This is a genomic window from Gilliamella sp. Occ3-1, from assembly GCF_001690655.1.
GTDB lineage: Bacteria > Pseudomonadota > Gammaproteobacteria > Enterobacterales > Orbaceae > Gilliamella > Gilliamella apicola_P.
This window is the reverse complement of sequence record NZ_LZHQ01000028.1, coordinates 73,577-98,857: the sequence shown is the minus strand read 5'-3', so window position 1 is coordinate 98,857 and position 25,281 is coordinate 73,577. Positions and strand designations below refer to the sequence as shown.

Below are 25,281 nucleotides of genomic sequence, written 5' to 3'. Positions count from 1 at the left end.
TTTACTCCTTATTTTGGGATAACGCTAATAAAGCCTCTCCACTTTGAATATTATCTTGTTCAAAGATACATTGTATATCTTGATAACTATCACTATTAGTAATGATAATTGGTGTGGTAACTTCAAAACCAGCTTGCTTAATTGCCTCTATATCAAAACTGACTAGCAAATCACCTTTTTTTACTTTGCTACCAGCTTCTACGTGAGCCTCAAAATGTTGACCATCTAATTTAACGGTATCAATACCGATATGAATTAATATTTCAGCTCCAGATTCGGTTTGAAAGCCAATTGCGTGTTTAGTTCGAAATAATGACACAACTTCACCATCATCAGGTGCAACAGCTTGACCAACAGTTGGAATGATTGCAATACCTTTACCCATTAATTCACTGGCAAATGTTGGATCTTTTACCTCACTTAATGGATTGACTTTGCCTGACATTGGGCTATAAATCGTGGTTTTATTTTCAGTATCGATGTTGTTAGAAGATGAATTATCAATTTCATTCGTTTGAGATTTATCTTTATATATACCAAAGAAGTAAGTAACGATTGTTGCAATTGTAAAGGAAATAATTGTAGCAATAACAACCGCATAAAATCTTGCATCAACCCCTTCAATTGGAATTAATTGTAAAAATGAAAATATACTAACCATACCAAACGAATAAGTGACAGTGTGATGATAACCAACAATAGCCCCACCAATTGCGGCAGACAAACAACCAATAACAAATGGTTTTTTTAATGGTAAATTCACGCCATAGATTGCGGGTTCTGTCACACCAAAAATCCCTGATAATACAGATGAACTTGCTAATGCTTTAAATTGTTTATCTTTAGAACGTAACATTACCGCCAATGCAGCTCCTGTTTGTGCAAAAACAGCTGGTAATAAAATAGGTAACATAAAGTCTTCATGATAAAGAGCCAAGTTATTCATTGAAAATGGTACTAATCCCCAATGAACCCCAAATATCACCATGATTTGCCAGCTAGCGGCTAAAATCATTGAAGCAATTACAGGGTTTAATTGATAGATGAAGATAATTCCAGAGGCAATAAGGTCACTTAACATTGACACAACTGGGCCAATAACCGCAAAAGTTAACGGTACGGTAATTAATATGCTGAGTAATGGCGAGATAAATTTTTTAAATGAATCATGCAATATTTTATTAAAAGCTCGTTCAAATATAGAATATACCCAACTCGCTAAAATAATTGGAAATACCGATGATGCATAAGGGATTAGACTAATTGGGATTGAAAAGAATTCAGTTTGTAATTCTAATGCGCCTCTCATCATACCGACAATATTAGGGTGAACTAATGCACCGCCAATTGCCATGCCTACATAGGGGTTACCGCCAAATTTTTTAACAGCAGAAAATCCTAAAATAATAGGTAGGTAATAAAAAGGTGCATCAGCAATGGCAAATAGGAAATTATAAGTAGGTGTTTCAGGGATAATAACATTGATTACTTGTAACAACGAGATTATACCTTTTAAAATCCCGCCAGCAACAAGTATAGCAAGTGCTGGAATAAAAATGCCCGAAACCAGATCAATCAATTTAGAGAAAATCCCCGATTTTTTGCCTGATTGCGAGGCTGGTTGATTATTTTCATTAAGATTTGTCAGTTGCATAATGTCACTATATACATCAGCAACATTATTACCAATAACAACCTGAAATTGTCCTCCACTTTGTACAACAGTAATCACACCGGCTAGCTTTTTTAATGTTTCTGCATCGGCTTTGTTATCATCCTTTAATACAAATCTTAAACGAGTAGCACAATGCACTAAGCTGATAACATTGTCCTTACCCCCAACATGTTGAATAATTGATTCGGCAAGCTGTTTGTTTTTCATACCTTATCCTTTTCAATGCAAAAAAAAACCTAAATCCCTTTAATTTAAGGAATTTAGGTTTTGCTCGCATAGCTAACTGCTTTTCTATGCAATAACAATCCAAAAATGATTTAATAAAATTAGCATGATTTAAGAATAATGAATATAGTTTATTTAAATATAATGATTAAAATGTGAGTTATATCACATTATTGATTTTTCAGTTCAGTTCGTAATCGTTCAATATGAATAGTCAAATAGAGACTTTCATCATCAGAAAGTGGATGTTGATATTGTTGTATTAAATGTAAATCTATCTGTTTAGTACAAAGATAGGCTAGTTTGTATTTTTGTCGTACTAGTTCATACAAAGAATTATCTTGTTGTGTTTGCTTGCTGTGGCTTATTAAAATACGGTGAGCAAAGAATTTCAAATGAGTAACAAAACGTTGATAAGATAGGCAATTTTCGTCATATTCAAAGTTAAAGTGATATTTCACTATATTAAGAATTTCGCGCATGATTTTAGTCATATTAACAATATTGGGCATTGTGTCATTTAATTGCGCATTGATAATATGAAAAGTAATAAAACCAGCTTCGTCTTCAGGTAATTCAACAGATAATCGTTCTTTTATTATTGATAATGCATACAAACCGATTTGAAATTCTTTAGGGTAAAACTTTTTGATTTCCCATAGAAATCCATTAGGAATATCAAAACCTTGTTTATGGCGTTCAATGGCAAAATGGATATGGTCGGTCAGCGAAATATAAATGCTGTCTTGTAATTTGCCATCTATGCATTGTTTTGTATGATTAATAATAATTTCAGATGTGGTCAATACCTCAAAAGGAATTTTTGAAAGTAATTCTTCAAATTTAGGGTATGTTTCTTTATTATCGAGTGAAAACTGCTTTTCAATAAGACTTGTATCAATTAAGTCACCTTCACGTTTTTTAAATCCAATTCCACGGCCGGTGACAATTAATTCATTACCTTTAGCATCAAGTGTAACAATAACATTGTTGTTTAATATTTTATAAACTTTCATTGAATATGATTAATTATAGCTGTTTATTTATTATGAATAGCAATAGAAAAATCGGAAGCAAAAATATAGAGAAATGTGATAAACATCATATTTTAAAAAATATTGTTTTTCTTTTACTATAAAAAAAGCCCCGATAGGGTTAATGTATCGAGGCTGGTTAGTCTATTATTTTATTATTGTGCTAATAATTTATTCATGGTTTGAATAAATTTACTTGGATCGCTAAGTGATCCTTTTTCAGCAAGTAAAGCCTGATCTAGTAGTAGTTCTACCCAATCATTAAATGCGCTTTCATCTTGCGTATCAGCAATACTTTTAACCAGCTTATGATCTGGGTTGATTTCAAACGTGTATTTGATTTCTGGTGCTTTTTGACCTGCTGCTGCAAACAATTTAGCCATTTGTGTGCTCATTTCGTCGGCGGCTGTGGTAACAATCGCAGGTGTATCAGTTAAGCGATGCGTTAATTTTACTTCTTTCACTTTATCGCCTAATACAGTTTTAACACGTTCAATAAATGGCTCAAGTTCTTTTTCAACTTGCTTTTGCTGTTCACTATCTTGATCGGCTAGTTTTTCGATTGATTCGTCTGATTTACTGATAGATTGGAACTGTTTGCCATCAAATTCAGTTAAGTTACTCATCATCCATTCATCAATACGATCGGACAACAATAATACTTCAATGCCTTTTTTACGGAATATCTCAAGATGAGGGCTATATTTAGCGGCACCATAGCTATCAGCAGTAATATAGTAGATCTTTTCTTGACCTTCTTGCATACGACTAAAGTAATCATCTAACGAAACAGTTTGCGCATCGCTATCAGTGTTAGTTGACGTAAAACGAAGTAATTTAGCAATTGCTTCACGGTTGGCAAAGTCTTCACCAGTACCTTCTTTTAATACTAAACCAAACTCATTCCAGAACTGTTGATACTGTTCTTTATCGTCTTTAGCAAGTTTTTCAAGCATTTGTAACACACGCTTAGTACATGCATTACGTAAGTTTTGGGTGATTTTGTTATCTTGCAAAATTTCGCGCGAGACATTTAATGGCAAATCATTTGAATCAATTAAGCCTTTTACAAAACGTAAATAGTTAGGCATAAATTGTTCAGCATCATCCATAATAAATACACGTTGTACATACAGTTTTAAGCCGTGTTTATTATCACGATTCCACATATCCCAAGGCGCTTTTGCTGGAATATAAAGTAAGCTAGTATATTCTTGTTTACCTTCAACACGGTTATGACTCCAACTTAATGGATCGGCAAAATCATGTGATAGATGTTTATAAAATTCTTTGTATTCTTCGTCAGTCACTTCTGATTTACTACGAGTCCAAAGAGCTTGTGCTTTGTTAACTTTTTCCCATTTGACTTCTTTGCTTTCTTCATCAGTAGTTTGCACTTCAACCGGCAGTGAAATGTGATCAGAATATTTGCTGATAATAGAGCGTAAACGCCAATCGTCTAAAAACTCTTTTTCATCTTCTTTTAAGTGTAAAGTAATTTCTGTACCACGAGTTTCTTTATTATCGTCAGATATGGTATATTCACCTTCACCTGTTGACTCCCACATAACTGCTTCGTCGGCTTTTGCGACGGCTGCGCGCGTTCTAACTGTGACTTTATCGGCAACGATAAAAGCAGAATAAAAACCTACACCAAACTGACCAATTAGTTGGCTATCTTTGGCTTGATCGCTACCAATAGACTCTAAAAATGCTTTGGTACCTGATTTAGCAATAGTACCTAAGTTTTCAATCACTTCATCACGAGTCATACCAATACCATTATCGGCAATAGTCAAAGTGCCTGCCTCTTTATTGGTCGAAATACGCACACCAAGTTCACCATCGCCAGCATATAGATCTGGATTTTCTAACGCTTTAAATCGAAGTTTGTCGGCTGCATCGGATGCGTTTGAAATAAGTTCTCTTAAAAAAATCTCTTTATTTGAGTATAAAGAGTGAATCATTAAATGTAGAATTTGTTTAACTTCGGATTGAAATCCACGAGTTTCAGTACCAATTTTGCTCATCGATGAGTTCCTCACATAAAATTAATTAGCCCTAATAATATAAAAATAAATATCAGCAATATAGATTTTAACCTTCTATTTTTTTAATGTACTGCTTTATAAAATTATTTTTAACACTATTTGGACACAAGTTGTTTAATAGTTTAATAATTGATGAATTGTTATATGGGAATAAAAAATGGAATTTCAAGGGAGAATATTAATGAAATTAATATGATTACATTTTTTAACTGTTATATGTATATATATAAACATAACTTTGTAGGATACCAAATAGAGATAAATCCTGCACAAGATTTAATCTGTTAAATTTTATTTATAAAAGATTATTTTTCTGTTTTTGGGCATACTCTGACTTTTGCTGTATTTTTGTCTAATTTAAATTCAAAGATATCAATGGCTTTTATTAAATTTATTAGCTTAGCATGACCATAATCTTTAACATTAAAATCAGGTTTGGTATCTTTAATATGGGTACCAATTAGTCCTAGTGTTGCCCAACCAAGATTATCTTTTCTTTTTTCAATAGCTTTTTTAATAAGATTAATTAATTCCGTTTTTTGTTTTAATTTATTGGAATTGGTATTTTGGGGAGCAGGAAAGTGTTTTTCTTTAGAAATAATTCTAACTTTTGCTGTAGAAACATCTGATCTGAGTTCAAATATATCATCAAGTGCTTTTATTAAACCTGATAATTTGGCGTAGCCATAACTTCTAGAGTCAAAATCAGATTTAATATTATTCATATACTGACCAACTTCCCCTAGCTGTGACCACCCTTGTTCATCCTCTTTCTCTTTTATGGCTTTTTTAATAAAATTAATTAATTTTTCATCTTTCTTTAATTCATCAGCAGTTTTACGCCCAGATATCGCTACTGTTGCGTTTTTTTCAATTTTTGTTAGGATATCAAGATAAATAAATTTATCACATGCTTTTATTAATGATTCGGGGGTTTTATCAGTACCAAAACCATAAACGGCGATACCATTTTCTCTTATTCGAGAAGCAAGACGAGTAAAATCACTATCACTAGAGATAATACAAAAGATATTAAAATGATTGCTATATAATAAATCCATGGCATCAATTACCATAGCCATATCCGTAGCATTTTTACCTTTTGTATAAGCAAATTGTTGAACGGGTGTAATTGCGTGAGCTAATAATTGTTCTCTCCAATTATTTAATCGAGGTGAACTCCAATCACCATATATGCGTTTGACACTAATTACTCCATATTTAGCAATTTCATCAAGTAGTAGTGATATGAAACTATAAGATATGTTGTCCGCATCAATAAGAACAGCCAATTTTTGGTTCAATTTACTCATTTCAGTTATTTCCCCCTACAAAATTTATGCATATATTCTAGTTATTGTTATGGATGTAATTGTAGTACACATAGCTTTTATTCTAAGCTAATCGTTTTTTATTTAAACAAAAAAGCCTTGATAACTCAAGGCTTTTATTTGGATTAAAAATTAACTTTAGGTTTTATAAAAATCCATAAACCAAAATGATGATTACCGCAACAGGAACAATATAACGAGTTAATACCGTCCAAACACTAAACCAAAAATCACTTAGATTTAATTCTTCACGGATACGTTTTTGGTTCATCATCCAAGCACCAAATATCACAGTGCCTAAACCTGTAACAGGTAACATTATTTTACTAGTTAAGTAATCAAGCAAATCAAATATATTTTTACCAAATAGTTTCACTTCAGCCCATTCATTAAATGATAAAATACATGCGATACCTAATGCCCAAATAACTAAACTACTTAAAATTGTTGCTGATTTTCTACCCAATGGTGTTTTTTCTTCTAACAATTCAACTGTTGGTTCAAGTAATGAAATAGAAGAAGTTAATGCAGCAAAAGTAAGAAAAATAAAGAATAAAACACCTAAAACAGTGCCGCCAGCCATATTACCAAAAGCAATCGGTAAGGTGACAAAAATAAGTCCTGGACCTTCACCAGGTTGTAAACCGTTAGCAAATACCAGTGGGAAAATCGCCATACCAGATAGCATTGCTACAATTACATCTAAAATAACTACAGTACGTGCAGTTGATAGTAAGTTCACATCTGAACCCAGATAAGAACCATATGCCATCATAATTCCCATACCTAAAGATAGACTAAAGAATGCATGTCCCAATGCCGCCAATACTGCTGTACCGTTAATTGCAGACCAATTAGGGGTGAACAAGAATTTAAAAGCATCATAAAAAGATGGACCGCTAACATAAGCAGCATAACCAACTAAAACAAGTAATAATACACCTAGCCCAGGCATCATCAATTTACAACCGCGTTCTAAACCAGCACCAACACCAAGAGCAACAATAAATGCTGTAGCAAACATAAATATGGTGTGCCAAGTTAGTAGACTGTTAACCTCGCCAAGGAAATGGGTAAAAAGTTGACCAGTAGCTTCGCCATTAGCACCTTCGAAAGAACCTTGAGTAGCCAAAACAATGTAATCGGTCGCCCAACCCCCAATAACACTATAAAATGATAGAATTAAAAAAGAACCTATTACGCCAATAATACCGACCCAGCGCCAAGATCTTGAACGGCCTTCTGAAACAGCGACATCTTCCATTGTATGAATTGGATTTTTTTGCCCGCGACGACCAATTAACCATTCTAAAACTAAAATTGGCAAGCCAATAATAAACATAAATATTAAATAGGTAAGCACAAATGCAGAGCCCCCCATTTCACCTGCCATATAGGGGAATTTCCAAATGTTGCCTAATCCAACAGCAGAGCCAGCTGCGGCAAGCATAAATCCCATGCGCGAACTCCACTGTGAGTGACTTTTTTTCATAGTACCCGTACTCATTAATATTGTTTCCTTTATTCTCAAAATAGTTTAATTAGCGTTGTGAAAAAAGTATGTCTTTTATAAGTGAATTTTTCAATCATGCCATGAAAGACTTCTATAAACAAGATATTATGCAAATTATTAGTTATATCTGTATAAAAATTTAGCGAGTAGTGATGGGAATGTATAATATTTATTTTTAAGGTGATTATAGTAATTACTATACCATATTAAACATCTTCAAAACAGTTAAAAAGTTAAAATCTGCAATAAAAAATAATAAAAGCGCCATACCTAAAGGAATGTCAATTATATTTGTTAAACAATAATGATATGTTTTGAACTAAATAAACATATTTAAGAACGATTCCTTCTCACAGCTTCATTAATAGGCGCAATCATATTTTGTAGGATAAATTATATAATAAACAATAGTGTTTAATCTGTTATTATTTTAAATAAACAAGATTAATTAGGCTGATTTATTGATAATCACAAGCACATAGCATATAGTTAATTTTTAGATTTTATTGATATTAAAGAGCCACTATGTCGCAAAACATCGACCAAAACGAAATCAACAAATTTTCACAACTTGCTGCCGATTGGTGGAACCCAAATGGTAAATGTAAACCGTTACACATCATCAATCCATTGCGTATGGATTATATAAAACAAAAATGCGGATCACTAACCGACAAACTGGTGCTTGATGTCGGTTGTGGAGGTGGAATATTGTCTGAAAGTCTAGCAAAATTAGGCGCTAAAGTTACAGCTATTGATCTTGCCGAGCAATCGCTAACCGTTGCCAAATTACATGCCTCGCAAAATGATCTATCGATCGATTATCAAAAACAAACAGTTGAAGATCATGCCCAACAACACCCTGCCAAGTATGATGTCATTACTTGTATGGAATTATTAGAACATGTACCTGAGCCGTTTTCAATCATACAAGCATGCGCCAAATTACTTAAACCAAAAGGTAAACTATTTTTATCAACTATTAACCGAAATCATAAAGCCAAATTATTATTGATTTATGGTGCAGAATATATTGCTCATTTGGTACCTAAAGGTACACACGATTTTAATCGATTTATCCGCCCATCAGAGCTAATGGCACTTGTTGAGCAAGCAAAATTAGAGGTAGAGGATATTATTGGTATGGAATATCTTTTATTTAAAAATCAATTCAAATTAAGTTCAAATGTGGATATAAATTATATATTAATGGCACGAAAATCAGATTTGCTTTAAAAATGTGATCAAATTCTCATTTTAGATATTTTTTCCTGTATTTTTTTTAAAATTCTCTATAATTTCGCGCGTTACCGATAACACGGGCCATTTTATTTTAAAGGATTTATTTATGCCGTTATTAATAATTGCTATTGGCGTAGCACTGCTACTTATTTTAATGTTACCGCTTCGAGTCAATGGTTTTATTGCTCTAATTCTAGTTGCATTAAGTGTTGGTGTAATGGAAGGTATGCCTGTTATGGATGTGGTGAAATCCATAAAAAATGGAGTAGGTGGTACACTTGGTAGTTTAGCTTTAATTATGGGCTTTGGGGCAATGTTAGGAAAACTATTGGCCGATTGTGGTGGGGCTCAACGTATAGCAACAACACTAATTGAAACATTTGGTGACAAGAAAATCCAATGGGCGGTTACACTTACTGGTTTTATTGTTGGTTTTGCACTTTTCTATGAAGTTGGCTTTGTTCTTTTATTACCATTAGTATTAACTATTGCCGCAACGTTACGTATATCGCCACTATATATTGGTATTCCTATGGCTGCGGCTTTATCTGTGACGCATGGCTTTTTACCTCCACATCCTGGTCCTACAGCTATTGCAGAAATTTTTAAAGCAGATATGGGGCGTACCTTACTCTATGGTACTATCATCGGTATCCCAACGGTAATTTTAGCAGGCCCAGTATTAGCAGGATTACCATTTATTCGCGTAATTAATCATCCAATTGAAGAAGGTTTATATAATTCTAAAAAATTTACTGATGAGCAAATGCCAAGTTTTACCGTCAGTGTTTTTACTGCTTTAATTCCAGTTATTTTAATGTCAGTTCGTGCGGTTTGCGATATGACTTTAGATAAAGGACATGCAGTGCTACCTTATATAGAATTTCTAGGCGATCCAGTCATTGCAACTTTGATTTCTGTATTAGTTGCGGTATTTACATTTGGGCTTTTACGTGGACGCTCCATGGCAGAAGTTAATGCTACTTTAGTTGATTCAATCAAGATTATTGCCATGATGTTATTAATTATTGGTGGTGGCGGAGCATTTAAACAAGTGCTTGTTGATAGTGGTGTAAAAGTTTACATTGAACAAATGATGCATTCATCGAATATTTCACCTATTTTAATGGCTTGGTTTATTGCTGCATTACTTCGATTAGCGCTTGGTTCTGCCACCGTTGCCGCGTTGACAGCTGGTGGCATTGTGTTCCCTCTAATTGCTTCAACAGGGGTAAGTCCTGAATTAATGGTTATTGCAACAGGTGCCGGAAGTGTTGTATTTTCGCACGTAAATGATCCTGGATTTTGGTTATTTAAAGAATATTTCAATTTAAGCATTTCTGAAACCATGAAATCTTGGTCACTATTAGAAACCATAATTTCCGTATGTGGGTTAGTAGGATGCTTAGCTATTAATATGTTTATTTAATAAAACATCAAGAGTATATTTTTTCCTCATCAGTTTTATTTAATTGGTGAGGGGGAGCAATATATTTTCATTTATATTTAGTTTCTTTGTATTTTCATGTTTATTTATTTTTTTATTTCAATATAGAATAAAATTCTCCTAGCCTTTTAAGTTAAAAGTAAGTAGAATACCTAGGCAATATTTTATCAACAATTTAACTCAATGGTGAATATTGTCATGTCCCGTATAGTGAAAGAAGCTCTCACGTTTGACGACGTGTTATTAGTTCCAGCACACTCAACTGTATTACCTAACACGGCTGATATCAGTACTCAACTAACTCAAACCATCAAGCTCAATATTCCAATGCTTTCTGCCGCAATGGATACTGTAACTGAATCAGATTTAGCTATTGCACTAGCTCAAGAAGGTGGTATTGGTTTTATTCATAAAAATATGTCAATTGGAAATCAAGCCAATCATGTAAAACGTGTTAAAAAACATGAAAGTGGCATAGTGCAAGATCCTGTATCAGTCTTACCAACTGCGACTATACAACAAGTTATCGAACTAGCTAAAGAATATGGCTTTGCTGGTTTTCCGGTTGTGACTGAAACTCAAGAACTAGTTGGCATTATCACTGCACGCGATGTACGATTTGCAACGGATCTCTCTTTACCTGTTACTGCTGTGATGACACCAAAAGAACGCTTAGTTACTGTAAATGAAGGTGAACAACGTGAAATCGTTCTTCAAAAAATGCACGAATACAGGATTGAAAAAGTCCTTGTTGTTGATGGTCGATTCCACCTAAAGGGTATGATCACGGTCAAAGATTATAACAAAGCCGAACAAAAACCCAATGCATGTAAAGACGAGCAAGGTCGTCTGCTTGTTGGAGCCGCCGTTGGTGCAGCGGCAGGTAATGAAGAACGCATTGCAGCATTAGTAGAAGCTGGTGTAGATGTATTATTGATTGACTCATCACACGGCCATTCAGAAGGTGTGCTTGAACGTATTCGCCAAGCAAGAAATTCCTATCCAAATTTACAAATTATTGGCGGTAATGTCGCCACAGCTGAAGGTGCTAAAGCCTTAATTGACGCAGGTGTTAGTGCTGTTAAAGTAGGTATTGGACCTGGTTCAATTTGCACTACACGTATTGTAACTGGTGTTGGCGTACCGCAAATTAGCGCCATAATGGATGCTGTCGAAATTGCACAAAAATACAATATTCCAGTTATTGCTGATGGTGGAATTCGATATTCAGGTGATATTGCTAAAGCTATTGCAGCAGGTGCATCTTGTGTGATGGTTGGATCAATGTTTGCAGGTACTGAAGAAGCGCCAGGTGAGATAGAACTATTCCAAGGCAGAGCATATAAATCATATCGCGGAATGGGTTCGCTTGGCGCGATGACAAAAGGATCTTCTGACCGTTACTTCCAAACTGACAATGCTGCAGATAAACTTGTTCCAGAAGGTATAGAAGGACGTATTGCTTATAAAGGTCCTTTGAAAGAAATTGTTCATCAGCAAATGGGTGGATTAAGATCTTGCATGGGATTAACTGGTTGTGCAACAATTGATGAATTAAAAACTAAATCCAAATTCTATCGCATTACTGGTGCTGGAATGAAAGAAAGCCATGTGCATGATGTACTTATCACCAAAGAGTCACCTAATTACAGAGCTGGAGCATAAAAAGAGAGAGGAGGAATTTTCCTCTTTCTTGAATTTAATTGAAATATTTATTTTTTTATTTTTATTTAAATCAAATTGTTATGATTCAGTTTGATTTTATGATGGTTTGTTTTGAGGTGCCTTATCCTAGCGCTTACAATATGTCGACAAAGGGAGTTGATTAGTGCATCAAACATGGATGACACGAGTAACAGAGGAAGGCAACTGAAGGTTATATTCTATAGCTAATGTGTGAGTAAGTTAATAGAGGGAAATGAACTCGCTAAATCAGGTTTTGTCACTACTGTTATTCATTTCATCAAGAGATCATGATGTTTGAAACCTAAAGACTCTATAATGATTTGCCCTTATTTGTAAAGTTAAATAAGAAACAATACGTTAAATGATGATTTTTATAATCTAAAAAGGTTAATATAATTATTAATCTTATGTCAGAATGTGTTGACAAGGAAGAACGTTAGCCCACGAAACATAAGCATTTCTGGAGGGCTTTATTTATCAGGGAAAATGTCACCTAAAAAGTATCAAAGCTTTTCAGCAAAAGTCTAGTTGAAAACTTTTATAGCAACCGCTTAATAATTCTATCCACTTTTATGCGGCTAATTCGTTTTATTAATTTATGAACTTGGCTCGGATAAAATTGGCTCGCTTGGATTTGTTGAAAATGTGTGACCAATGTGGTTTTTTGACGAATAGTGTCAAGTTCTTGGTTAAATTTATGGCTTAATTCTTGCTTTGGATCATGTATTAATATGCCATTTTCCAGATCAAGTCGCCAAGCGCGTGGATTTAGGTTGTTACCTGTTATAAGTACCCAATTATTGTCCACCCAGATACCTTTAAGATGATAGGTTTGCCCTCCATCCTTCCACAGGCGTATGATGAGTTGCTCTTTGTCAATAAAAGATTGTAGGCGCTCAATAAAGCTTCTTAAATTGATTTCGTATAAGTAGGGTAATCCACCTGATATGTTAAAAGGTTGGTCTGGTGGAATATAAAAGTCGTTGGCTTCTTTATCACCAATAATCAGTTCAACTTGGCGACCTTTACGAAGCAAGCGAATGATATCGCGCACTAAAATGCTTGGCAAATTAAAGTAAGGCGTGCAAAAGGTGATTTTTCGTTCGGTTACGTTGATTAGGTTATGGATGATTTTATTTAATGTGTTATTGCGACCAAGCCCCATTATTGGTGCAACCGATAATGTTTGGTTGTCGGTATTGGCATTATATTGATAATTGGCATCCATTAAATGTTGGCGTAACACCTTTATTTCAGATTTGATTTGTTTTCTAGTTTTATGAGTGCCAATATTAAGTAGTTGCAACGCTTGGTATGGTAAAAAGTGATCGTGAATAAACTGCACCATGCTGTCGGCTAATAACGGATTGGTAATAAAGTGATAACGGTCGTAACGATATTTATCACGTTTGTGTAGGTAGACATTATTAATGCTAGCCCCACTGTAAATGACAGTATTATCAATAATAAAACCTTTTAGATGCAGCACGCCTAATACTTCACGGCGATTAACTGGTACACCATATATGGGAATGTCAATATCAGGATATTGCTGTTTTAGTTGGTAATAATAATTAGCATTGGTATGGGCTTTGTCCTCACCAATTCTTCCACGCTGTGCACGGTGCCAATCAACAAATATTTTAATATCTAAATCAGGATGTTGCTGTTTGATTTGGTACAGTTCGTTAAGAATTTCTTGACCTGCTTCATCTTGCTCTAGATAGAGTGTAACTATATAGATTCGGTGCTGGGCTTTTTTGATATTTTCAATTAAAGCCAGTCGATATGCTTTGGGGTTATAGCAGATATGATATTGCTCGGCATCTTGCTGAATTTTATCTAATTCGTCAAGGTGTTTTTGGTGATTGTATTTTATAAATGGTATTCGCATGATTTATTTGTCATTATAACTGTTAAGTTACATTAAAAAATTGTTTTCAAATGTAAGATAAGTTAAGCCAGTAAAATAACACTCCTTTTAATTTGTATGCATTGTAGCTGAGTTGCTTTAAGTCGAGTAATGTCTTTAGCAACTTTTTTATGCTCTTATGCTTCCTACTGAGTGATAATAAATTGTTTATGATTGTTCATCAACCCATGTTTGAATTATTTTGTAAGTTAAAGCTAGTACGACTGGACCAATAAATAATCCCATTATACCAAAGCCAAGCAAACCGCCAATCACACCAAATAATATAAGTAAAAATGGTAAATTGGCACCTTTTTTTATTAAGTAAGCCCGCATTACGCTATCTAAGGTGGTTAAGATAATTGCCACAACAATTAATACGATACCAGCAATGGTGTTACCTGCCCAAAATTGCCAGAAGATGCATCCCAGCATTACAACCACGGGACCAATTTGTGCAACACAGCAAATAAATAAGATTAGTGTTAGTACTCCCGGTAAAGGCATGTCCGTTATTATAAAACTTAACCCACCAATTAAGGCTAAGGTGATTGCGGTAACCACAACACCAAGTGCTACAGCTCGAATGGATTGCCCTGCTAATGTGACGGTGATTTGGCCATATTGTTTTGATAATCTGTTAGCTAGTAGGTAAATGTATTTGGTGATACTTTCGCCATTTAAAAAGAGTAATAGACTAAAAATAATCATTACACCTGCATGAAAGATGAATATACCAATATTGGTAGCTTGCTCAAGTAGCCAACCTATCATGGTACCAATATAAGGTTGTATGCTTGAAACTAAATCAGAACCATCAGTTTGTATTAAATTTAACCATTTTTGATGTAGTTCAAGACCAAAGGCCGGTACTCTTTCAAGCCAATCAAGTGTTGGTAGTTTTTGATGAGATAGTGTTTTTGCCCATTCAATAAGATGATGACCATTTTGTGCTACCGAGCTAATAATTAATATGAAAGGTATAATGCAAACAAAGGCCAATATTAGTGCCATTACCAGTAGTGATAGCCAGCGTTTGTTAAACAGTTTTTGTTGGATTTTTATCATTAATGGCCAAGTAGCAATCACCACCATAACAGCCCAGAAAAATCCAAATAAAAAAACTTCAACAACACGATAGGTAATAATGATTAGTAAACCAATAATTAACAGGTTTAAAATCAATTTGAGTAAATCGGTAGTGTTTTTTTCTGCTGGCATTTTTACACCATATTTATTAATCTAGTTAGCGTTATTATACGCATTATCGCTGAAAATTAATATGATGGTGTTTATGATTAATTAGTTAATGGAGATTAAAAATGAAAAAATTATTGTTATTAACATTATTAGGTGTAGCATTAACAGCATGTGCAAATTCACCAAAAAAGCAACCTGTTGTACAAAATATCAATGATATAGCACCATTCCCAGCTGCTCAAGTCGGCTTTACGCGTTATGCTATTCATTTACCAACTATTGCAGATGAAAATAATGCGAAAGTTGAGGTGATCATTGGTAAAGAAATGAATGTTGACTGTAATTTGCAAAATATAGGTGGTTTTGTTAAACAAGAAGAGCTCAAAGGTTGGGGATACTCTTATTACGTAGTTGAAAAAACTATTGGTAATATTTCAACATTAATGGCTTGTCCTGAAGGTACTAATAAAAATCAATTTGTGACAATCAACCATAATTTAGGTTTGTTTAGCTATAACAGCCAATTACCTTTAGTCTTTTATGTCCCGAACGATTTGCAAGTTAAATATCGTGTGTGGCAACCAAATGCTAAAATTATGCAAGCAAGTGCTGAATAATTTTGTTATTTGATTGTTAATTGGCTGTTCTTTATTTTCTGAGTGGTTAAAATACAACCACTCAATCTTTAAACTTTCAATATTTGATTTTTTAAGTGGACATCTTTAAAAAAAAAGGTATTTTATCCCTCGTAATGCAAGGTTAGCTCTACTAGTTCATTTGTTTTATTAATGACTCGTGATTGCCTGATTATCTCGGTTTCGCTAGACGGTTGTTATTTTGATAATTTTGGTTATTGTTAACAATGTCGATAGTAAAATTTGGGGGTCCGTTGTGTCTTTGCAATGGGCTTGTGTCTAACATGTAATATCCCTACAACTAGAGGAGAAGTGGTGAGCATGTTTACTCAACGTAAAAAAATTATTTCAATCGTGGCTGGTGTTTCACTAGCGTTATCTCAATCTGCTATTGCTAAAGATCGTGTCGTACATTTTTACAATTGGGCAGGGCAAATTGGTTCTAATACGATTTCGGATTTTGAAAAATCGACTGGTATTAAACTGGTTTATGATGTTTATGATTCTAACGAAGCTCTTGAAGGTAAATTAATGGCGGGTCATTCTGGCTTTGATGTGGTTTCGCCTTCAGATAGCTTTTTAGCTAGACAAATCAAATCTGATATCTATCTTCCATTAGATAAAAGTAAATTGCCTAATTGGAAAAACTTAGATCCTAATCTAATGAAATTAATGGCAACGCATGATCCTGATAATAAATATGCTATCCCTTATGTATGGATGACAACAGGTATCGGTTATAACATTGATAAAGTTAAAGAGCGTTTAGGTGATAATGCACCAGTTGATAGCTGGGATTTAGTGTTTAAACCAGAAAATATGGAAAAACTAAAAGATTGTGGTGTGGCATTTTTAGATGCGCCTACCGAAATTTTTGCTAGTGCTCTTCAATATTTAGGTAAAGATCCAAATAGTACAGATGCCAAGGATTATACTGGTGCTGCCTATGAGTTGTTAGAAAAAGTTCGTCCAAATATTCGTTACTTTCACTCTTCACAATATATTACCGATCTAGCTAATGGTGATATTTGTGTGATTTTGGGTTGGTCTGGCGATATTTTACAATCACGAGATAGAGCTAACGAAGCTAATAACGGTGTGCATATTGGTTATCAAATACCAAAAGAAGGCGCTTTAGTCTTTTTTGATACCTTTGCTATTCCAAAAGATTCAGCAAATCCAGATGAAGCTCATGAGTTTTTAAACTTTGTTATGAAACCAGAAATTGCAGCGCAAGTTACTAACGATGTTAACTTTGCTAGCGCTAATCAGGTTGCTAATGAAAATTTTGTAAAACCAGAAGTGAAAAATGATCCAGCAGTTTATCCAAAACCAGAAGTGATGAAAAATTTATTCACTTTAAAAGTTAAAGATCCAAAACTTGAGCGTGTAATTACCCGCACGTGGACTAAGCTCAAAACAGGTAGATAAGCGATATTTTGTATATCGAGTCTTAACTAATAATCCAAGACGGAGAGGCTATGAGTCTTTCCGTCTCGTTTTTTTGGCTTGTTGTTATGAGGAAAAAAGAGTGAACGATAAAACAACAAATCAGGTACAGCCTAAAAAAAAGATGATAACTCCTTTATTGGAGATCAAAAATTTAACAAAAGTTTTTAATGATGATTATTATGCCGTTGATGATGTAAATTTGACTATATATAAAGGTGAAATCTTTGCATTATTAGGTGCATCTGGAAGTGGTAAATCAACACTATTGCGTATGCTTGCTGGTTTTGAGCAACCGACTTCGGGGCAAATCATTTTAGATGGAAAAGATTTATCACAGGTTCCGCCTTATAATCGTCCTATTAATATGATGTTCCAATCGTATGCTTTATTTCCTCACATGACGGTTGAACAAAATATTGCCTTTGGCTTAAAACAAGATAAATTAAGCAATAGCGAAATTAAACATCGCGTTGAAGAGATGTTAGCACTTGTACATATGGAGCAATTTGGTAAACGTAAACCACACCAATTATCAGGTGGTCAGCGCCAACGTGTAGCTTTAGCAAGAAGCTTAGCCAAACGACCAAAATTATTGTTACTTGATGAGCCAATGGGTGCACTTGATAAACAACTTCGAGATCGAATGCAACTTGAAGTGGTGAGCATTTTAGAACAAGTGGGTGCAACTTGCGTTATGGTTACCCATGATCAAGAAGAAGCTATGACTATGGCTGGTCGTATTGCTATTATGAATAAAGGTCAATTTGTGCAAATTGGTGAGCCAGAAGAAATTTATGAACATCCAAATAGCCGTTATAGCGCTGAGTTTATCGGTTCGGTTAATATCTTTGACGGTATCTTGCAAGATACGTTAGAAGATGGTTTGATTTTGAGTTGTCCTACTATTAAACATCCATTTAAAGTGGATTATGATTCTCCAGCGGTGGAAGGTGTGCCGATTAAAGTTGCTCTGCGCCCAGAAAAAATTCAATTATGTGAACAATTACCTGAAGATGGCTATAACTGTGCTACAGGTGAAGTTGTTGAAATCGCTTATCTTGGGGATTTATCGATTTATCATGTCAAATTGCCAAGTGGGCAAATTATTATTGCACAATTGCAAAATGAGCATCGTTATCGTAAAGGAATGCCAACTTGGGGTGATATAGTTAACTTAAGCTGGGAAGTTGACAGTTGTGTTGTGCTTACTGAATAAACAAAAGAGGATATCATAATGCGATCCATTGTATTGGGATTGTTGTTAAATGCATTTGTGTTGCTCAATGTTTATTGGCGTTTTGTAACAACAGGTGCATTTGACAATTTATTTTTAGATGCGCTATTTACCGCAATGACATTGAGCTTTTTATTGTCATGCTTTGGTTGTTTTTTAGCGCATTATAGGCCGTCTAAATTTGCTTATCGGCTTATTATTGCTGGCAGTATTTTATTTATTCCAGCAGGGTTAGTTGTAATTTTTTATACATATAAAAAATTGCGTCAACAACGAGATGATTCGGATTTAATGACTCTTTATGGACGGTTAACCGTAATTGCGATCCCTTATTTATGGATGCTATTACTGTTTTTGTTACCATTTTTAATTGTATTTAGGATCAGTTTTTCTGAAATTGCTTTAGCTGTACCACCTTATACTGATTTGTTAAGTTATGACGATGGTTTACTTAATATTACGTTAAATTTTGGCAATTATTTAAATCTAATTAGCGATACGATTTATATTGATTCGTATTTGCAATCACTTAAGATTGCTGCGATTTCAACCGTGCTTTGTATTTTAATTGGTTATCCATTGGCTTGGGCTATTTCTCAATGCAAACAGTCAACCCGTAATATTTTATTGTTGTTAATCATTTTACCTTCATGGACATCGTTTTTAATTCGTGTTTATGCGTGGATTGGCATTTTGAATCCTAATGGTTTATTAAATCATTTTTTAATGTGGTTAGGGGTTATTGATCAGCCTTTGATTATTATGAAAACCTACTTTGCTGTATATATTGGTATCGTTTATTCTTATTTACCATTTGTGGTATTGCCAATTTATACGTCGTTAAGTAAGGTCGATTCAACGTTAATCGAAGCAGCATTAGACTTAGGTTGTAAACCGATAAAGACATTTTTTAAGATCATTGTACCTTTAACCAAAAATGGGGTGATTGCTGGGGGGATGTTAGTGTTTATTCCTGCTGTAGGTGAGTATGTGATTCCTGAATTATTAGGCCCTTCAGAAGGGATTATGATTGGTACACAGCTTTGGACTGAGTTCTTTAATAATCATGACTGGCCAGCTGCTTCGGCTGTAGCTAGTGTGATGTTGATGATATTGATTGTGCCTATTTATTATTTCAATAAATTCCAAAATCGACAAATGGGAGGTAAATAGATGAACGATTTGCCCGTTATTATGCGATCGGCTTTGATTGTTTTTATCTCGTCATTGCTTGGTGCGATTTTATTGAGTATTTTGATTTCATCATCGGGATTATCGCTTTTGGGTGAATGGAGCTTTTACTATGGCTGTTTTGTTTTTAGTTTCATTATTACAGTTTTAGTTACCATTGCGTTGTTATTCCGGTGTTTGAAAGGACTTATCTTTTTGGTGGTATTTTCGTTTTTATATGTCCCAATGATTATTTTGATTGTTTATTCGTTTAATAGTTCGCGTTTGGTGACAGTTTGGGCGGATTTTTCGGCCAAATGGTATTTTGAGTTAATTAATAATGAAATATTACTTAAAGCTGTTGGGCTAAGTTTATCTATTGCTGCAGGTGCTGCAACTTTTGCTGTTGTGCTTGGTACATTAGCGGCTTATGCTATCATTCGTTTTAGAGGATTCCGAGGCTCTAATTTATTTTCGTTTATGACTACAGCACCGCTGGTTATGCCAGATGTTATTACTGGTTTGGCTTTGCTGTTGTTATTTGTGGGAATGGGACAGGTACTTGGTTGGCCAAAAGACCGTGGTGCTATAACTATTTGGATGGCTCATGCTACATTTTGTACCGCTTATGTGAGTGTGGTAATTAGTGCTAGGTTGCGTGAATTAGATAAGTCAATTGAAGAAGCCGCATTAGATCTTGGTGCAAACCCTTTAAAGGTATTTTTTATTATCACATTACCAATGATCGCACCAGCGTTAGTGTCAGGTTGGCTTTTAGCATTTACATTGTCACTTGATGATGTGGTTATTGCTAATTTTGTGACTGGACCAGGTGCTATGACGTTACCTAAATTGATATTTTCAAAAGTACGTTTAGGGGTTGATCCTCAGGTTAATGCTTTAGCAACAATTATATTGCTAATTGTTGGTATTATTGGCTTTATTTCGTGGCTATGGATGCGTAAAGCCGAACGGCGTCGCATAAGTGAAACTCGTAGGCATTAATTAAACTCTGCTCTTTCTATTATTGCCGCTGTTTGCGGCAATATTTCGTTTTAAAACTCCGTGTCTTTTTTATCATTTTGTATTATAGTGTGATTCGTCAATTTTTTGGCAAAATTCTCAGGGCGGGGTGTAAGTCCCCACCGGTGGTATAGCCCACGAGCGCTTAATTTATTTTGTTAACTGTAGTAGTTATTTTATTGCTCGGTTAGATTTTGATAGATTGGGGACAAGCAGATTTGGTGAAATTCCAAAGCCGACAGTAAAAGTCTGGATAAAAGAGAGTTGCTTATCTTTCCAATATTTGCTGAAAGGCAAAGTCATGCTGGTCAAGCACTGCCCTGATTCTGGTATTTTATTTATACTTAATTAATTAGATAGCAAATAGCCATTTAAATTTAATTAGATAAATAATGAAATAAATAAGTTAATAAAAATATAGGTATTTACCATGAATCAGTTTAATTTAAATGAATTTGGAACGCCCATTGAACGTGTTAAAAAAGCAATTGCCTCTATTAAAGCCGGTCAAGGTGTACTAGTTTTAGATGATGAAGATCGCGAAAATGAAGGTGATATTATTTGGGCTGCCGAGTCCATTACCAGTGAACAAATGGCTCTAACCATTCGTTATGGCAGTGGTATTGTTTGTTTATGTTTGCCTAAAAAACGCTGTGATGAGTTAAATTTGCCTATGATGGTAGAAAATAATACTAGTAAAAATAATACAGCGTTTACCATCTCAATTGAAGCTGCAAATGGAGTTACAACAGGCGTATCAGCTGCCGATCGCGTTACAACTATTAAGGCTGTTGTGAATGATAACGCCAAACCAAGTGATCTTAATCATCCAGGACATGTGTTCCCTTTAGTTGCTAAAGAGGGGGGCGTATTAGTTCGCCGGGGTCATACTGAAGCATCTATTGATTTAGTAACATTAGCGGGTTTAAAGCCTGCTGCAATATTGTGTGAGTTAACCAATGACGATGGCACTATGGCAAGAGCGTCAGAGGTTGTTAAATTTGCTAAACAGCATCATATGCCCGTTGTGACTATTGAAGATATTGTTGAATATCGTAACCATTTGGCATTGAAATGAAAATTCTAATTTTGAGAAAGTCATATGCTTAACAGTGTTATATAAATTAATGAAAAATTAATTGTTTTTGTTGACGTCTTCATTCGCCGAAGATAAGCTATCGGCGAATGAAAGGGGAGGGAGGATAGGAATAAACCTTTCTCTTATAGTGTTATCCCTTTTCCTAATAAAAGTATTTTTTAGGATGGAGCATAATGCTAAATTTACCTCTTAAGCAGGTAAAAACAAATTCTACTAACTCTTTTTTAACTTATAGATAAAAAACATAAAAAAATAAAATTGCCACTATAGAATTATTTGATTTTTCTTGCAATTTATATTTGTTTATTATATATTCGTTCAAATAATAATAAAAATGTAATAATGTTTTATAAGCATTAGACGTTTTGGTTTAATAGTTAAGGTCATATAACAATTGATATCTTTTGGCGGCAAATTCTATTTGCGAACCATCTTCAATTTTGCTGTTACTTTATAAGTAATTGAGCATAATCAAGCATTATACTTAAAATACATTGTTGCAAAAAATTGGTTACGAAATAAAGTAATATAAACGAGGGAGCCATATGTTTAGCGTAAACAAAGAGTGGGCATTTGTAGTGTTAACCTGCTTTTTTGAAATATGTTGGATATTAGGATTTAGCATTGCAACCGAGCTTTGGCAGTGGGTTATTATTGTATCGCTCATTATTGTTGATTTTACATTTTTAACTAATGCTTGTAAAAAAATACCAACAGGCACGGTTTATGCCATATTTTCTGGTGTTGGTGCCGTTGGTGCAACGGTGATTGATATACTACTTTTCAATAAAGAGATTAAGTTAATTCAACTCTTTTTTGTGGTTATAATTATTATTGGTGTTGTACAACTAAAACGTGCCGACAGTTAATATTATAAAAAGGACAATTTTATCATGGGATGGCTGTTGGTATTAATAGCATCGGTTTTTGAAGTACTTGGCGCGATAGGTCTAAAATTATATGCTCAGCAAAGAAGTCTGTTTAGATTAGTTTTGTATTGGGGAGGTTTTTTTGTTTCTTTTATACTTTTTTATTTTTCGCTCCATTATCTTGAATTAAGTATTGTATACCCTGTTTGGGTTGGTCTTGGAACATCAGGTGCAGTGTTAGCTAATATGTTGTTATTCAGTGAACCTAAAAACTTTCCCCGCTTATTTGGACTAGCAATTATCATCATTGGAGTTGTAGGTTTACATGCTACTCTATAATCAGCTGTGATTATATGATTACATATAAAAAAACCGGAGATCAACTCCGGTAACGCAAAGCGTAAATTAGGATATGAATGAATAAAAAAATAATATTAAATTAAATTTCATCAGCATGTTGCTTTAAGAAACTTGCAACACCATTTGGATTTGCTTGCATGCCTTTTTTACCTTTTGTCCATTGAGCAGGACAAACTTCACCATGTTCTTCATGGAATTGGTACGCATCAACAATACGAATCATTTCGTCAATGTTACGGCCAATTGGTAAATCGTTAATTGTTTCGTGGCGCACAATACCTTGTTTATCGATAAAAAATGAAGCGCGTAGCGCAACACCAGCTTCAGGATGTTCAATACCATATGCTTGCATAATTGAGTGTTTAATATCGGCAACAATTGGAAATTTAACTTCACCAATACCACCTTTATCTTGTGGGGTATTGCGCCATGCATTATGTACATATTCAGAGTCCATTGAAATACCGATTACTTCAACACCACGTTTTTTGAATTCTTCTAGGCGATGATCAAATGCAATGATTTCAGATGGGCAAACAAAAGTAAAGTCCATTGGCCAAAAGAATACAACAGCATATTTACCATTAATATATTGAGATAAATTAAAATTGTTTGTAATTTCACCGGTGCCTAAAACAGCTGCTGATGTAAAATCTGGGGCTTTGCGGGTGACTAGTGTCATAGTGTTTCTCCTTTATAATTAACTGCAACTCATGTTGCAGAGCATTATAGCAATTAAAATCCATTGTCAAAGTTGTTATAAACGATTAGTATCATAATTTTAAGCTATTAATTGTCGGTTATTGTTTGGTGTTATTTATTGATCTTGGGTTTACCTTTATTTTTTGTGACACGATGTCGCTGTTTTAGCTTTTTCTTTTTTACTAGTTCATGCTTTTTATTTACACTTTTTTGTTTTGCTTTTTGTGAAGGCTTCCTCTTAGTTACTGGTTTTGGTGCTTTAGTTTTAGGGCGTAATTCATCAATCGTTCTCAATTTAATTGGTTCTTTAATATAGCGCTCAATTTTTTGTAGTAATTCGTTATCATGAGCCTCGACCAACATAATAGCCGTCCCTTTTTTACCTGCACGGGCGGTGCGCCCAATTCTATGTAAATAGACATCAGCTGTTTTTGGCGCATCAAAATTAATAACATGAGTAATATTATCAATATCAATACCTCGTGCAGCAACATCAGTTGCAACAAGCACATTTACAGTGTTAGTACTAATTCTTTTTATTGCTTCGTTTCGTTTGGCTTGTACCATCTCACCTTCTAAATAACAACTATGGATACCAGCTTGATGCAGTAGGCTAACTAATTCATGCACACGTTCACGTTTACGAACAAATACAATTGTTTTTTTTAATACTTCTTGCTTTAATAAGTGAATAAGAAGTGCCACCTTATGAGTTAAGTCATCGGCACGATAATAAAATTGCAGGATTTTTTTACGTTCTTTGCGTGAAGGCTCGGCATTGATTTCGATTGGATCATTCAAAATGCGGCTAGCAAAGTTATGCAGTCCTTCACCTTCCAGTGTAGCTGAAAATAATAAGGTTTGTTTACGCCAACGGGTTTCGGCTGATATAGTTTCGACATCTTGGGAAAAACCCATGTCTAACATACGATCGGCTTCGTCTAAAATAAGCATTTCAACCGCTCGGCAGTCGAAGTTTTCTTCTTTTATATACTGTAATAATCGGCCTGTTGTAGCAATAACGATATCTTGGTTTTTGCTAAACACTTCAGCGTGATTCATATAAGCAACGCCACCAGTAATAGTTGCAATGCTTAAATTTGTTGATTCGGTTAATAATTTGGCTTGTTCAGCAATTTGCATGGCTAATTCACGAGTTGGAGTTAAAATTAAAATTCGTGGTGGGCCAGATTTTCGACGTGGAAAATCCAGTAAATGTTGAACGGTCGGGATTAAAAAAGCTAGCGTTTTGCCTGTTCCTGTTGGTGCAGAACCTAAAATATCTTTGCCATCTAAAGCAACAGGGATCGTTTGTGCTTGGATTAAGGTTGGAGTGTTTATATTTTTTGTTTGAAGATTATGAATTAAAATATCATCTAATTCTAAATCAGAAAAAGTGTGTGCTGTCATAGTGTTCTTTT

Annotated in this window: 19 protein-coding genes, 1 pseudogene and 1 riboswitch; of the genes and pseudogenes, 11 read left to right on the top strand and 9 right to left on the bottom strand. The window is 34.4% G+C overall.

The features are described 5' to 3' along the window. Nucleotide 1: 1 nt before the first annotated feature. The 5 genes from A9G43_RS08680 to A9G43_RS08660 form a co-directional block, all read right to left on the bottom strand. Nucleotides 2-1,882 (bottom strand): beta-glucoside-specific PTS transporter subunit IIABC, encoded by a 1,881-nt coding sequence (locus A9G43_RS08680; protein ID WP_065608344.1) that lies wholly within the window; start codon nt 1,880-1,882, stop codon nt 2-4. Between the two features lie 188 nt (nt 1,883-2,070). Beyond that, on the bottom strand, nt 2,071-2,916 hold the full coding sequence (licT, locus tag A9G43_RS08675; RefSeq protein ID WP_065608342.1) for a BglG family transcription antiterminator LicT: 846 nt from the start codon (nt 2,914-2,916) through the stop codon (nt 2,071-2,073). A gap of 173 nt (nt 2,917-3,089) precedes the next feature. Beyond that, nucleotides 3,090-4,964 carry a molecular chaperone HtpG gene (gene htpG, locus A9G43_RS08670; RefSeq protein WP_065608340.1) on the bottom strand — a complete coding sequence of 625 codons (1,875 nt, stop codon included), beginning with the start codon at nt 4,962-4,964 and terminating at the stop codon, nt 3,090-3,092. A gap of 326 nt (nt 4,965-5,290) precedes the next feature. Further along, the gene (locus tag A9G43_RS08665) at nt 5,291-6,298 is read right to left on the bottom strand and encodes an NYN domain-containing protein (RefSeq protein WP_065608338.1); all 1,008 of its coding nucleotides are present in this window, start codon (nt 6,296-6,298) and stop codon (nt 5,291-5,293) included. A gap of 163 nt (nt 6,299-6,461) precedes the next feature. Next, the gene (locus A9G43_RS08660) at nt 6,462-7,823 is read right to left on the bottom strand and encodes a sodium-dependent transporter (protein ID WP_218058652.1); all 1,362 of its coding nucleotides are present in this window, start codon (nt 7,821-7,823) and stop codon (nt 6,462-6,464) included. A 531-nt stretch (nt 7,824-8,354) separates the two neighbouring features. Here A9G43_RS08660 and ubiG point away from each other — a divergent pair. The 3 genes from ubiG to guaB all read left to right on the top strand — a co-directional run bounded on the left by ubiG (nt 8,355) and on the right by guaB (nt 12,183). Beyond that, nucleotides 8,355-9,065 (top strand): bifunctional 2-polyprenyl-6-hydroxyphenol methylase/3-demethylubiquinol 3-O-methyltransferase UbiG, encoded by a 711-nt coding sequence (gene ubiG / locus A9G43_RS08655; RefSeq protein ID WP_065608337.1) that lies wholly within the window; start codon nt 8,355-8,357, stop codon nt 9,063-9,065. Between the two features lie 112 nt (nt 9,066-9,177). Further along, nucleotides 9,178-10,500 carry a gluconate transporter gene (gene gntT, locus A9G43_RS08650; RefSeq protein ID WP_065608335.1) on the top strand — a complete coding sequence of 441 codons (1,323 nt, stop codon included), beginning with the start codon at nt 9,178-9,180 and terminating at the stop codon, nt 10,498-10,500. A gap of 216 nt (nt 10,501-10,716) precedes the next feature. Continuing rightward, nucleotides 10,717-12,183 (top strand): IMP dehydrogenase, encoded by a 1,467-nt coding sequence (gene guaB, locus A9G43_RS08645; protein ID WP_065608333.1) that lies wholly within the window; start codon nt 10,717-10,719, stop codon nt 12,181-12,183. Nucleotides 12,184-12,742: 559 nt separating this feature from the next. Here guaB and pssA read toward each other — a convergent pair. Beyond that, nucleotides 12,743-14,098 carry a CDP-diacylglycerol--serine O-phosphatidyltransferase gene (gene pssA / locus A9G43_RS08640; protein WP_065608331.1) on the bottom strand — a complete coding sequence of 452 codons (1,356 nt, stop codon included), beginning with the start codon at nt 14,096-14,098 and terminating at the stop codon, nt 12,743-12,745. 186 nt (nt 14,099-14,284) lie between these two features. Further along, nucleotides 14,285-15,337 carry an AI-2E family transporter YdiK gene (ydiK, locus tag A9G43_RS08635; protein WP_065608329.1) on the bottom strand — a complete coding sequence of 351 codons (1,053 nt, stop codon included), beginning with the start codon at nt 15,335-15,337 and terminating at the stop codon, nt 14,285-14,287. 101 nt (nt 15,338-15,438) lie between these two features. Here ydiK and eco point away from each other — a divergent pair, with 101 nt between their 5' ends. The 8 genes and pseudogenes from eco to A9G43_RS08595 all read left to right on the top strand — a co-directional run bounded on the left by eco (nt 15,439) and on the right by A9G43_RS08595 (nt 23,137). Further along, a complete protein-coding gene (gene eco / locus A9G43_RS08630) occupies nt 15,439-15,933 on the top strand; it encodes a serine protease inhibitor ecotin (RefSeq protein ID WP_065608327.1) in 495 nt (164 codons plus the stop codon). Between the two features lie 339 nt (nt 15,934-16,272). After that, entirely contained in the window at nt 16,273-17,382 is a 1,110-nt protein-coding gene (locus A9G43_RS08625; protein WP_065608325.1) for an extracellular solute-binding protein, read from the top strand. 100 nt (nt 17,383-17,482) lie between these two features. After that, entirely contained in the window at nt 17,483-18,619 is a 1,137-nt protein-coding gene (gene potG, locus A9G43_RS08620; RefSeq protein ID WP_081298093.1) for a putrescine ABC transporter ATP-binding subunit PotG, read from the top strand. Nucleotides 18,620-18,940: 321 nt separating this feature from the next. Beyond that, nucleotides 18,941-19,810, top strand: a pseudogene (locus A9G43_RS08615) (ABC transporter permease subunit); the annotation flags it as partial. Between the two features lie 243 nt (nt 19,811-20,053). Continuing rightward, a complete protein-coding gene (locus A9G43_RS08610; RefSeq protein ID WP_141674053.1) occupies nt 20,054-20,812 on the top strand; it encodes an ABC transporter permease subunit in 759 nt (252 codons plus the stop codon). A gap of 109 nt (nt 20,813-20,921) precedes the next feature. Further along, a riboswitch (FMN riboswitch) is annotated at nt 20,922-21,099 on the top strand. Between the two features lie 161 nt (nt 21,100-21,260). Continuing rightward, complete coding sequence (gene ribB, locus A9G43_RS08605; protein WP_065608323.1) at nt 21,261-21,908, top strand: 3,4-dihydroxy-2-butanone-4-phosphate synthase; 648 nt, start codon at nt 21,261-21,263, stop codon at nt 21,906-21,908. Between the two features lie 566 nt (nt 21,909-22,474). Next, a complete protein-coding gene (locus A9G43_RS08600; protein ID WP_065608321.1) occupies nt 22,475-22,798 on the top strand; it encodes a DMT family transporter in 324 nt (107 codons plus the stop codon). 24 nt (nt 22,799-22,822) lie between these two features. Further along, nucleotides 22,823-23,137, top strand: coding sequence for a DMT family transporter (locus A9G43_RS08595; RefSeq protein WP_065608319.1), 315 nt, complete (start codon nt 22,823-22,825; stop codon nt 23,135-23,137). A 100-nt stretch (nt 23,138-23,237) separates the two neighbouring features. On the opposite strand, the gene A9G43_RS08590 is transcribed toward A9G43_RS08595, so the two are convergent. Then, nucleotides 23,238-23,840 (bottom strand): peroxiredoxin C, encoded by a 603-nt coding sequence (locus A9G43_RS08590; protein ID WP_065608317.1) that lies wholly within the window; start codon nt 23,838-23,840, stop codon nt 23,238-23,240. A 131-nt stretch (nt 23,841-23,971) separates the two neighbouring features. Beyond that, nucleotides 23,972-25,270, bottom strand: a complete 1,299-nt coding sequence (srmB, locus tag A9G43_RS08585) for an ATP-dependent RNA helicase SrmB (RefSeq protein ID WP_065608316.1) — start codon at nt 25,268-25,270, stop codon at nt 23,972-23,974. Nucleotides 25,271-25,281: the final 11 nt, after the last annotated feature.

Excerpts from the sequence above, each read along its gene's own strand:
- A9G43_RS08680 (WP_065608344.1), bottom strand. The coding sequence starts at position 1,882 with ATGAAAAACAAACAGCTTGCCGAATCAATTATTCAACATGTTGGGGGT.
- licT (WP_065608342.1), bottom strand. The coding sequence starts at position 2,916 with ATGAAAGTTTATAAAATATTAAACAACAATGTTATTGTTACACTTGAT.
- htpG (WP_065608340.1), bottom strand. The coding sequence starts at position 4,964 with ATGAGCAAAATTGGTACTGAAACTCGTGGATTTCAATCCGAAGTTAAA.
- A9G43_RS08665 (WP_065608338.1), bottom strand. The coding sequence starts at position 6,298 with ATGAGTAAATTGAACCAAAAATTGGCTGTTCTTATTGATGCGGACAAC.
- A9G43_RS08660 (WP_218058652.1), bottom strand. The coding sequence starts at position 7,823 with ATGAGTACGGGTACTATGAAAAAAAGTCACTCACAGTGGAGTTCGCGC.
- ubiG (WP_065608337.1), top strand. The coding sequence starts at position 8,355 with ATGTCGCAAAACATCGACCAAAACGAAATCAACAAATTTTCACAACTT.
- gntT (WP_065608335.1), top strand. The coding sequence starts at position 9,178 with ATGCCGTTATTAATAATTGCTATTGGCGTAGCACTGCTACTTATTTTA.
- guaB (WP_065608333.1), top strand. The coding sequence starts at position 10,717 with ATGTCCCGTATAGTGAAAGAAGCTCTCACGTTTGACGACGTGTTATTA.
- pssA (WP_065608331.1), bottom strand. The coding sequence starts at position 14,098 with ATGCGAATACCATTTATAAAATACAATCACCAAAAACACCTTGACGAA.
- ydiK (WP_065608329.1), bottom strand. The coding sequence starts at position 15,337 with ATGCCAGCAGAAAAAAACACTACCGATTTACTCAAATTGATTTTAAAC.
- eco (WP_065608327.1), top strand. The coding sequence starts at position 15,439 with ATGAAAAAATTATTGTTATTAACATTATTAGGTGTAGCATTAACAGCA.
- A9G43_RS08625 (WP_065608325.1), top strand. The coding sequence starts at position 16,273 with ATGTTTACTCAACGTAAAAAAATTATTTCAATCGTGGCTGGTGTTTCA.
- A9G43_RS08610 (WP_141674053.1), top strand. The coding sequence starts at position 20,054 with ATGATTATTTTGATTGTTTATTCGTTTAATAGTTCGCGTTTGGTGACA.
- ribB (WP_065608323.1), top strand. The coding sequence starts at position 21,261 with ATGAATCAGTTTAATTTAAATGAATTTGGAACGCCCATTGAACGTGTT.
- A9G43_RS08600 (WP_065608321.1), top strand. The coding sequence starts at position 22,475 with ATGTTTAGCGTAAACAAAGAGTGGGCATTTGTAGTGTTAACCTGCTTT.
- A9G43_RS08595 (WP_065608319.1), top strand. The coding sequence starts at position 22,823 with ATGGGATGGCTGTTGGTATTAATAGCATCGGTTTTTGAAGTACTTGGC.
- A9G43_RS08590 (WP_065608317.1), bottom strand. The coding sequence starts at position 23,840 with ATGACACTAGTCACCCGCAAAGCCCCAGATTTTACATCAGCAGCTGTT.
- srmB (WP_065608316.1), bottom strand. The coding sequence starts at position 25,270 with ATGACAGCACACACTTTTTCTGATTTAGAATTAGATGATATTTTAATT.